Source organism: Amnibacterium sp. (assembly GCF_025463795.1).
Classification (GTDB): Bacteria; Actinomycetota; Actinomycetes; order Actinomycetales; family Microbacteriaceae; genus Amnibacterium.
Window position 1 is genome coordinate 1 of sequence record NZ_JAODBE010000079.1, and the last position, 10,303, is coordinate 10,303.

At 71.4% G+C, this 10,303-nt stretch carries 8 protein-coding genes and 1 pseudogene; all 9 read left to right on the plus strand.

The window, feature by feature from the left end; translation table 11 throughout:
* Window positions 1-1,538 (plus strand): S8 family serine peptidase (locus JWQ92_RS07745; RefSeq protein WP_297343888.1); only part of this gene is annotated, 1,538 nt, incomplete at its 5' end.
* A 79-nt stretch (window positions 1,539-1,617) separates the two neighbouring features.
* Window positions 1,618-2,703: a hypothetical protein gene (locus JWQ92_RS07750; protein WP_297343889.1), complete on the plus strand. Its 1,086-nt coding sequence runs from the start codon at window positions 1,618-1,620 to the stop codon at window positions 2,701-2,703.
* Window positions 2,678-3,154 carry a DUF6121 family protein gene (locus JWQ92_RS07755; RefSeq protein WP_297343890.1) on the plus strand — a complete coding sequence of 159 codons (477 nt, stop codon included), beginning with the start codon at window positions 2,678-2,680 and terminating at the stop codon, window positions 3,152-3,154. Before JWQ92_RS07750 ends, JWQ92_RS07755 begins: the two co-directional genes overlap by 26 nt.
* 291 nt (window positions 3,155-3,445) lie before the next feature.
* On the plus strand, window positions 3,446-3,820 hold the full coding sequence (rpsL, locus tag JWQ92_RS07760) for a 30S ribosomal protein S12 (protein WP_055964941.1): 375 nt from the start codon (window positions 3,446-3,448) through the stop codon (window positions 3,818-3,820).
* Window positions 3,820-4,290 (plus strand): 30S ribosomal protein S7, encoded by a 471-nt coding sequence (gene rpsG / locus JWQ92_RS07765; protein WP_297343891.1) that lies wholly within the window; start codon window positions 3,820-3,822, stop codon window positions 4,288-4,290. Before rpsL ends, rpsG begins: the two co-directional genes overlap by 1 nt.
* Window positions 4,291-4,475: 185 nt before the next feature.
* Window positions 4,476-6,578, plus strand: a complete 2,103-nt coding sequence (gene fusA / locus JWQ92_RS07770; protein WP_297343894.1) for an elongation factor G — start codon at window positions 4,476-4,478, stop codon at window positions 6,576-6,578.
* 377 nt (window positions 6,579-6,955) lie between these two features.
* Entirely contained in the window at window positions 6,956-8,149 is a 1,194-nt protein-coding gene (gene tuf / locus JWQ92_RS07775) for an elongation factor Tu (RefSeq protein WP_297343892.1), read from the plus strand.
* A 237-nt stretch (window positions 8,150-8,386) separates the two neighbouring features.
* Window positions 8,387-9,946 (plus strand): Mur ligase family protein, encoded by a 1,560-nt coding sequence (locus JWQ92_RS07780; protein ID WP_297343893.1) that lies wholly within the window; start codon window positions 8,387-8,389, stop codon window positions 9,944-9,946.
* Window positions 9,947-10,068: 122 nt separating this feature from the next.
* Window positions 10,069-10,303 (plus strand): annotated as a pseudogene (locus JWQ92_RS07785) (DNA topoisomerase IB); the annotation flags it as partial.

Genomic DNA, 10,303 nt, shown 5'->3' on the forward strand with positions numbered 1-10,303 from the left:
CCCCGACCGCGGCCGCGCTCGACGCGACGCTGCCCGCCGGCCTGCACGTCACCGCGGTGACTCCGCTCGCGGCCGGCCTCGCGGGCATCTCGGTCCGGGGCCCGCTCGATCCCGCGGGCGCTGCAGCCGTCGGGAACGACCTGGCCGAGGCGGTGCACGTCGCGGCCGCCTCACCGGCGTTCCGCACGCGGATCGCCGGTGCCGCTGCGCCCGTGACCGCGACCGATCCGTTCTTCGGCAGGCAGTGGGACCTCTGGGACGCCGCGTCGCTCAACCGCGCCGGTGGCTTCGGCGTGGATGCCGCCCGCGCCTGGCAGCGGACGCGGGGGACCGCCTCCGTCGTCGTGGCCGTGCTCGACACCGGCATCACCGCCCATCCCGACCTTGCGAGCGCCCACCTCGTGCCCGGCTTCGACTTCGTCACTGGCGGCGACGGCGTCGTGACGGGCGACCGCGACGGCTGGGACGACGACCCGGCCGATCCCGGTGACGCCTGCAGCACCGACTCGCCCGCGACGCCGTCGAGCTGGCACGGCACGTTCGTCACCGGCGAGATCGCGGCCGGCAGGAACGACCGGGGCGTGGCCGGCGAGGCGCCCGGCGTCTCGATCGAGCCCGTTCGCGTGATCGGCGGGTGTGGGGGATCCGAGTCCGACCTGCTCGCGGGCATCGAGTGGGCGTCCGGTGGCACCGTGCCGGGCGCACCGGCGAACGCACACCCCGCACAGGTCCTGTCGCTGTCGATCGGGGGCGCCGCACCCGACGGCTGCGATCCCGCCCTGCAGCAGGCCGTCACCGACGCCTGGCAGCGGGGCTCCACGATCGTGGCGGCCGCCGGCAACGACGACGCCCCGATGGCCGGCACCGCGCCCGCCGACTGCGACCACGTCGTGAGTGTCGCCGCCTCGACCCGGTACGGCAACCGCTCGCCGTTCTCGAACTTCGGGACGGCCGGTCGCCGGCCGACCATCGCCGCACCCGGTGGCAGCGCAGCGGGCTGGATCTGGGGGGACACCTGGACCTCGAGCGGATCCATCCGCGCGGCCGGGAACCAGCCGGCGCTCGCCGAGTACGCCGGCACCAGCATGGCCGTGCCCCGCGTCAGCGCCGCGGTGGCGCTCCTCCTGTCGGTGCAGTCGGGACTCGCGCCGGACGCGGTCGCGGCCCGCCTCGTCGCGACGGCGACGCCGTTCCCCGCCCGTTCGACCTGCACCGTGGCCCGGTGCGGCGCCGGCGTCGTGAATGCGGGGGACCTCGTCGGAGCCGTGAAGCGCTTCGTGCACGCCACGCGCGCCACCATCACCGGCACCGCTCGCGCCGGGTCCGTGCTCATGGCGCATGCCGGCGTCTTCCGGGCGGGCGCGACCGGTCTCACCTACCGCTGGTACCGCGACGGTGCCGCGCTCGCAGCGACCGGAACCCGCTACCGGCTGCGCGCCGCCGACCGGGGCGCGTCGCTGACGGTCCACGTCACGGCCACGAGGAACGGATACCGCACGGCCGTCGTGGTGAGCGGGGCGCGCCGGATCGCGCGCTGAGAGACGGATCGGACTTCCAGCCCGTTCGCGACGCGCGCCCCTAGGCTCGGGGGTCGTTCAGCAGACCAGGAGGAAACGCATGGCCGAGCCGACACCCGCGCCGGATGGTGCGCCCGTCCCGTCCGAGGACACCGAGACCGGCCGCGCGAAGCACGCGTCACCTCCGGAGGAGGACGTCGCGACCGACCGCCCCGCCGTGGCCCGCGCCGCGACCGGCCCGGACGCAGCAGGCCGCTCCGCCGATGAGCCCGCCGGTCGCGCCGACGGTCCGGCCACCGGCGCCCCGACGGCCGTGGCGGTGCCGGCTCGGCCGGGCGCGACCGACGGACGGGACGACGCCACGACGGACGAACCGCGGAACGAGACCGGAAGCGCCGGCAGCGATGCGGCGTCGGCGCGCGCGGACGCGGCGCAGGCGCGCACCGACGCGGCCGAGGCCCGGACCGATGCGGCCGAAGCTCGCACCGAGCGGCTGGACCGGTCGGACGACCGGACCGCGGTCCTCCCCGCCGACGAGCGCGCCCAGGACGGCGACCGCACCGTGGTCCTCCCCGCGGACGACCGCACCCCGCCCGCACCCCAGGGTGCGCCCGTCCCGATGCCCCCGGCCGCTGCGCCGCCGCCGCCCCGGCGCCGCAGCAACCGACTCGTCGGCACCGCCTGGGTGCTGCTCGCCGCGCTGATCTTCGAGGTGCTGTACCTCGCGGCGTTCGCGCTCGTCGTGCTCGTGGTCGCCGGGCAGGCGTCCGTCGGTCAGAGCGTGCAGCAGCTCGTCTCGACGCCGTTCGCCTGGCTGCCCGTGCTGCTCTTCGCGCTCTTCTACGAGCTCACGGTGCTGCTGCTCAACCGCGCGGGCCGGTTGGCCTACGTGCTGTCGAGCCTGATCGTCGCCGTGGTCGTCTACCTGCTCTCGACCGTGCTCATCCTCGCGCTGCAGCAGGGCGGCATCAGCAACGAGAACCTCCTCGGTCGCGCGCTCATCGCCCCGCAGGTCGTGCTGATCCCGATCATCGCGCGCGAGGTCATGCTGTGGACCGGGCTGGCGGTCGGGGCCCGTGGCCGTCGGGTGCGGCGGCGCAACCGCGCAGCGCAGGAGGCCTACGAGCGCGACCGCTTCGCGAGCAGCGTCCGGGACTCGGATGACGGAGCCGGCACCCGTCCCTGACGCAGGGCGGCTGACCGCCGTGCTCGTCGCGCTCGGCTGGGGCGCGGCGGTCGTCGCCGCGAACGGGTTCGTGAGCCTCTTCACGGGGCTCGAGGTCGATCCGCTCACGAACGCCGGTCCCCTCGTCGTGCCGGTGGCCGTCGCCGCGGCGCTCGTCGTGCTGCTCGTCCGGCTGCTCCGCGTGCACGACCGCACGGGCTGGCTGCCCCTCGAGTGCGGCGTGCTCGTCTACCTGGTGCAGCTCCTGGTCGGCGCCGCGGTCTACCTGCTGATCCGGGCCTCGCCGGCCGACGGCGTGCTCTGGATCGCCACCCAGGCGGCGAGCCCGTTCCAGCTCACGGACGCGGCGCTGGCCCTCGTGGCGGGCCTGATCATGCTCCTCGTCCTCCGCGCCCAGGCCGCCGGCGCGCAGCGCCCGCGCTGGCCGTGGGAGCGCGACGACGGCGGGTGAGCCGCGCCCGGGAACACCGCGGGGCGTGCGAGGGTTGGATCCACCGCCGGAAGCGTCGTCGTGGTTTGACCCCCCTGGATCGTGCGTCTACAATTCCGGGGGTGTGCGCCGCCTCCCGCGTGTGCGCATCCGCCTCGCGTCACCGTCGCGCGGCTCCCGCCTGAGGCTCGGAGTCCGCATCGGATCCGCGGGCCTGCGGATGGATCCCCATCCGCTTGATGATTCCATCCGAACCGTCGGCCGTCGCGCCGGTGCGCGACCGCCGTGCGTAGCGGAACAAGGAGTAGAGCAGTGCCCACCATCCAGCAGCTGGTCCGCAAGGGCCGCACGCCCAAGGTCGTGAAGACCAAGGCACCCGCGCTGAAGGCGAACCCGCAGCAGCGCGGCGTCTGCACGCGCGTCTACACGACCACCCCGAAGAAGCCGAACTCGGCGCTGCGCAAGGTGGCTCGCGTCAAGCTCTCGAACGGCACCGAGGTGACGGCCTACATCCCCGGTGAGGGCCACAACCTCCAGGAGCACTCGATGGTGCTCGTGCGCGGCGGCCGGGTGAAGGACCTGCCCGGCGTCCGCTACAAGATCGTCCGCGGCGCCCTGGACACCCAGGCCGTCAAGAACCGCAAGCAGGCCCGCAGCCGGTACGGCGCGAAGATGGAGAAGAAGTAATGCCCCGCAAGGGTCCCGCCCCGAAGCGCCCGGTCGTCGCCGACCCGGTCTACTCCGCCCCGGTCGTCAGCCAGCTGGTCAACAAGATCCTGGTCGACGGCAAGAAGGGTCTCGCCGAGCGCATCGTCTACGGCGCGCTCGAGAACGTCACGGCCAAGAACGGCCAGGACGCCGTCGCCACGCTGAAGAAGGCGCTCGACAACGTGCGCCCGACCATCGAGGTGAAGAGCCGCCGCGTCGGTGGTTCGACGTACCAGGTGCCGGTCGAGGTCAAGCCGCACCGCGCGAACACGCTCGCCCTGCGCTGGCTCACGAGCTACGCCAAGGCGCGTCGCGAGAAGAGCATGACGGACCGCCTCACCAACGAGATCCTCGACGCGTCGAACGGCCTGGGTGCCGCGGTGAAGCGCCGCGAGGACACGCACAAGATGGCCGAGTCGAACCGCGCCTTCGCCCACTACCGCTGGTAGCAGGCCGGGCGGGTCCGTATCGGGCCCGCCCCGCCGCCACCCGGGCAGCCGGCGCCGCATCAGCGGCTCCCGCCGCCCCTCACCGACACGCTCGACGGCATGAATCCAGGCCGCCGAGCGTTGTCCATGTAGACGTACCGAACTTCCTTCACGAAAGGCACCACATCGTGGCAGTCGCACAAGACGTGCTGACCGACCTCACCAAGGTCCGCAACATCGGCATCATGGCGCACATCGACGCCGGCAAGACGACGACGACGGAGCGCATCCTCTTCTACACCGGCATCACCCACAAGATCGGTGAGGTGCACGACGGCGCCGCGACGATGGACTGGATGGCGCAGGAGCAGGAGCGCGGCATCACCATCACGTCCGCTGCGACGACGTGCTTCTGGAACAACAACCAGATCAACATCATCGACACGCCCGGGCACGTCGACTTCACGGTGGAGGTCGAGCGCTCCCTGCGCGTGCTCGACGGCGCGGTCGCCGTCTTCGACGGCAAGGAGGGCGTCGAGCCCCAGTCCGAGACGGTGTGGCGTCAGGCCGACAAGTACAACGTCCCCCGCATCTGCTTCGTCAACAAGATGGACAAGCTCGGCGCGGACTTCTACTTCACCGTCGACACGATCGTCAAGCGCCTCGGTGCGAAGCCCCTCGTCATCCAGCTCCCCATCGGCGCCGAGTCCTCGTTCGAGGGAGTCGTCGACCTGGTCGAGATGCGCGCGCTCACGTGGCGCGGCGACTCGAAGGGTGACGTCGAGCTCGGCGCCAAGTACGCCATCGAGGAGATCCCCGCCGACCTCGTCGAGCAGGCGAACGAGTACCGCCACCGCCTCGTCGAGACCGTCGCCGAGACGGACGACGCGCTGCTCGAGAAGTACTTCGCCGGCGAGGAGCTGAGCGTCGCCGAGATCAAGGGCGCGATCCGCAAGCTGACCGTGAACAGCGAGATCTACCCGGTGCTCTGCGGTTCCGCGTTCAAGAACCGCGGTGTGCAGCCGATGCTCGACGCGGTCGTGGACTACCTGCCGAGCCCGCTCGACGTGCCGGCCATCGAGGCCCACGACCCGCGCGACGAGGAGAAGGTCATCCTCCGCCACGCCGACGCGTCCGAGCCGTTCGCGGCGCTCGCGTTCAAGGTCGCGGTGCACCCCTTCTTCGGCCGTCTGACCTACGTGCGGGTCTACTCGGGGCACATCGAGAGCGGCTCCCAGGTCATCAACTCGACCAAGGGCAAGAAGGAGCGCATCGGCAAGATCTTCCAGATGCACTCGAACAAGGAGAACCCGGTCGACGGCGTCTCCGCCGGCCACATCTACGCCGTGATCGGCCTGAAGGACACCACCACCGGTGACACCCTCGCGGACCCGTCGGAGCAGGTCGTCCTCGAGTCGATGACGTTCCCGGAGCCCGTGATCGAGGTGGCCATCGAGCCGAAGACCAAGGCGGACCAGGACAAGCTGGGCCAGGCGATCCAGAAGCTCGCCGAGGAGGACCCGACCTTCCGCACCGAGCAGAACCGCGAGACCGGCCAGACCATCATCAAGGGGATGGGCGAGCTCCACCTCGACATCCTGGTCGACCGCATGAAGCGCGAGTTCCACGTCGAGGCGAACGTCGGCAAGCCGCAGGTCGCCTACCGCGAGACGATCAAGCGTCCCGTGGAGCGCTACGACTACACCCACAAGAAGCAGACCGGTGGATCCGGTCAGTTCGCGAAGGTGCAGATCGCGCTCGAGCCGCTCGAGATCACGGCGGACAAGTCGTACGAGTTCGTGAACAAGGTCACAGGTGGCCGCATCCCGCGCGAGTACATCCCCAGCGTCGACGCCGGCATCCAGGACGCCCTCCAGGTGGGTGTCCTCGCCGGGTACCCGATGGTCGGCATCAAGGCGACGCTGCTCGACGGCGGTTACCACGAGGTCGACTCCTCCGAGATGGCGTTCAAGATCGCCGGTTCCATGGCGTTCAAGGAGGCTGCCCGCAAGGCGCAGCCGGCGCTCCTCGAGCCGGTCATGGCCGTCGAGGTGCGCACGCCCGAGGAGTACATGGGCGACGTCATCGGCGACCTGAACTCCCGCCGCGGCCAGATCCAGTCGATGGAGGACGCGTCCGGTGTGAAGGTCATCACCGCCCAGGTCCCGCTGTCCGAGATGTTCGGCTACGTCGGTGACCTCCGCAGCAAGACCTCGGGTCGCGCCGTCTACTCGATGCAGTTCGGCAGCTACGCCGAGGTGCCGAAGAACGTCGCGGACGAGATCGTCCAGAAGAACAAGGCTGACTGAGCGAAGCTCAGTCAGCCTTGGGCGGGGCGCAAGCCCCGCCCGCCGGCGCAGCCGGCGTGTCTATCGCAGGGCGCGCGAGCGCCCTGCCTGGCGAAGCCGAGGAGCGGCGGAGCCGGGAGCGCGGGCGGGGGCGGCGAAGCCGCTCGCGACCGGGCCCCTGCGACAAGGTCCACATCCGCTCTGACACCACTTGGTCGACCATGAACACCGGGTCGGCCCTAGAACACAGCAACCACGGGCATCCGCCGGTCAGCCGGTCAAGGGGTGCCGTAACAGACCGAAAACAAAGCGGGTATCCTCGCTGGGTCGATCCGCGCAACCGGCGCGAGCACGACCGAGGTGGGACACCTCGACCAACAGTCCTGAGGAGGACATCAGTGGCCAAGGCCAAGTTCGAGCGCACCAAGCCGCACGTGAACATCGGAACGATCGGTCACGTCGACCACGGCAAGACGACTCTCACCGCTGCCATCACCAAGGTGCTGCACGACAAGTACCCCACCCTGAACACGGCGAGCGCGTTCGACCAGATCGACAACGCGCCCGAGGAGAAGCAGCGCGGCATCACGATCAACATCTCGCACGTCGAGTACCAGACCGAGAAGCGCCACTACGCGCACGTCGACGCCCCCGGTCACGCCGACTACATCAAGAACATGATCACGGGTGCCGCCCAGATGGACGGCGCGATCCTCGTGGTCTCCGCGACGGACGGCCCGATGCCCCAGACGCGTGAGCACGTGCTGCTCGCCCGCCAGGTCGGCGTGCCGTACATCGTCGTCGCCCTGAACAAGGCCGACGTCGTCGACGACGAGGAGATCCTGGAGCTCGTCGAGCTCGAGGTCCGCGAGCTGCTGTCGAGCCAGGAGTTCGACGGCGACAACGCGCCGATCGTCCGCGTCTCCGCGCTGCAGGCGCTCGAGGGCGACGAGAAGTGGGGCGCCACCGTGGCCGACCTCATGGACAAGGTCGACGAGTTCGTGCCCGAGCCCGAGCGCGACACCGACAAGCCCTTCCTCATGCCCATCGAGGACGTCTTCACGATCACCGGTCGTGGCACCGTCATCACCGGCCGTGTCGAGCGAGGCATCCTCAAGGTCAACAGCGAGGTCGAGATCGTCGGCATCAAGCCGACGAGCATCAAGACCACCGTCACCGGTGTCGAGATGTTCCGCAAGCTCCTCGACGAGGCGCGCGCGGGCGAGAACGTCGGCCTGCTGCTCCGCGGCACCAAGCGCGAGGAGGTCGAGCGCGGCCAGGTCGTCGTGAAGCCGGGCTCGGTCACGCCGCACACGAACTTCGAGGCGAACGCGTACATCCTGTCGAAGGACGAGGGCGGGCGTCACAACCCGTTCTACGCGAACTACCGCCCGCAGTTCTACTTCCGCACCACGGACGTCACCGGCGTCATCTCCCTGCCCGAGGGCACCGAGATGGTCATGCCCGGTGACACCACCGAGATGACGGTCGAGCTGATCCAGCCGATCGCCATGGAGGAGGGTCTCCGCTTCGCGATCCGCGAGGGTGGCCGCACCGTCGGTGCCGGCACGGTGACGAAGATCATCAAGTAGCTTCTGCTGCTGCTCGAAGGGGCCGGATCCGAGAGGATCCGGCCCCTTCTGTGTTTACTGCCGCGCCGCCGCCGCTGCGGCGCGGCTGTGCGCTTCGCGGCCCTACACGGGCCGCGGTTCGCGCGCCTGCGGCCGCGTCTCCGCGGCGGCGCGGCTGTGTTTCGCGGGTCGTGTCTTGAGGCGCTCCCGGGTGGGGGTCCGCGCTGCCGCAGGTGCTCCGCCTACAGTTGCACGGTCATGTCAGCGCCTGTGCCGTCCCCGTTCGTCCCGGAGTCGACCGAGCCCCTCCCGCTCGCCGACCTCGTCCACCGGTTCGACCTGGGTGGTGATCCCGCCGGCGTCGCGGTGAGCGGCATCAGCCTCGGCACCGGTGCGGTCCGCCCGGGACACCTCTTCATCGCCCTGCAGGGCGTCCGCAGCCACGGCGCCGACTACGCGGCCGACGCGATCGCGAAGGGCGCCGTCGCCGTGCTGACGGATCCTGCGCACGCGGCCCTGGCGGTCGATGTGCCCGTGCTCACCTTCCCCGAGCCCCGTCTCCTGCTCGGCGACCTCGCCGCGGCGGTCTACCGGACCGGGGAGCGCCACCCCCTGCTGCTCGGGGTCACGGGTACGAACGGCAAGACCTCGACGACCCACCTCCTGGGCGGGCTGCTCGATCTGCTCGAGGTGCCGAACGGCCTCAGCTCCACGGCCGAGCGCCGCGTCGGGTCCGAGCGCCGCGTCGCAGGCCTGACCACGCCGGAGGCGACGGAGCTGCACGCCCTCATCGCGCGCATGGAGGAGACGGGCGTCGAGGCGGCGGCCATCGAGGTGAGCGCCCAGGGCCTGTCCCGACACCGGCTCGACGGCATCGTGTTCGACGTCGCCGGGTTCACCAACCTCAGCCACGACCACCTCGACGACTACGCCGACATGGAGGAGTACTACGCCGCGAAGGCGGTGCTGTTCCAGCCCGATCGCTCGCGTCGCGCGGTCGTGTCGCTCGACACCGCCTGGGGCGATCGGGTCCTCGCGGACGCCGGGGTCCCCACGGTCTCGATCGCCCTCGCGGGCGGGGCGCCCGCCGACTGGACCGTCACGGTGACGGAGGAGACGCAGGCGCACACCGCCTTCGTGCTCGAGGGCCCGGGCGGCCGCCGCGTCACGTCGCGCATCCCGGTGCTCGGCGCACACATGGCCGCGAACGCGGGGCTGGCGGTCGTCATGCTGCTCGAAGCGGGCTACGCCTTCGAGCGCCTGCAGGCCGTGCTCGAGGGTCCCCGGGGCATGGCGGCGACGCTGCCGGGCAGGACGGAGCTCGTGTCCGGGCCGGGCGCGCCCGCCGTCTACGTCGACTTCGGGCACTCCCCGCACGCCTTCCAGGAGACGCTCGCCGCGGTGCGCGCCGTCACGCCCGGCAAGGTGATCATGCTGTTCGGTGCCGACGGGGACCGCGACACCACCAAGCGGCCCGACATGGCCCGTGCCGCCGTGGCCGGCAGCGACATCCTGGTCGTCACGGACCACCACCCCCGCTTCGAGGACCCGGCGAGCATCCGGGCGACGCTCGTCGCGGCCGCTCGTGAGGCGGCCCCGGACCACCCGCTGTACGAGGAGGGGCAGCCGGAGAAAGCGATCCGGCTCGCCGTCTCCCTGGCCCGGCCGGGGGACGCCATCCTGTGGGCAGGGCCCGGGCATCAGAACTATCGCGACATCCGCGGGGTGCGGACCGACTACTCCGCTCGCCGGGAGGCCCGCGCAGCGCTCCTCGAAGCGGGGTACGAGGCGGCTCCGTCGCACGACCTCGCCTCCTGAGGCCGACGGGCCGACGGGCCCACGGGCGGGGAGGGGCCCCTGCCCCACCTCCTCTGCGCGTCCGCCGGGCGTCGCCTGAGCGTGGCCCGGTGCTCAGCGGAGCCTTCTTACACTTCCGAACCGTGACCGAAGCCCGCCCCGCGTCCCGCACGCGGCTCCGTAAGAGCAACCCGCTCGGCCGGGGCTACCGCCGCACCCGTGCGGGCAGCGGGTTCAGCTACCGCGCCCCCGACGGCACCACCGTGAAGGACCCGGAGCTGCGGCGGCGCTTCGAGGCGATGGGCATCCCTCCCGCGTGGACCGATGTGTGGATCGCGCCGTACGAGAACGGCCACATCCAGGCGGTCGGCTACGACC

What these genes read in the sequence shown, in the direction of transcription:
- JWQ92_RS07755 (WP_297343890.1), top strand. Translation starts at nt 2,678, where the DNA reads ATGACGGAGCCGGCACCCGTCCCTGACGCAGGGCGGCTGACCGCCGTG.
- JWQ92_RS07780 (WP_297343893.1), top strand. Translation starts at nt 8,387, where the DNA reads ATGTCAGCGCCTGTGCCGTCCCCGTTCGTCCCGGAGTCGACCGAGCCC.
- JWQ92_RS07750 (WP_297343889.1), top strand. Translation starts at nt 1,618, where the DNA reads ATGGCCGAGCCGACACCCGCGCCGGATGGTGCGCCCGTCCCGTCCGAG.
- rpsG (WP_297343891.1), top strand. Translation starts at nt 3,820, where the DNA reads ATGCCCCGCAAGGGTCCCGCCCCGAAGCGCCCGGTCGTCGCCGACCCG.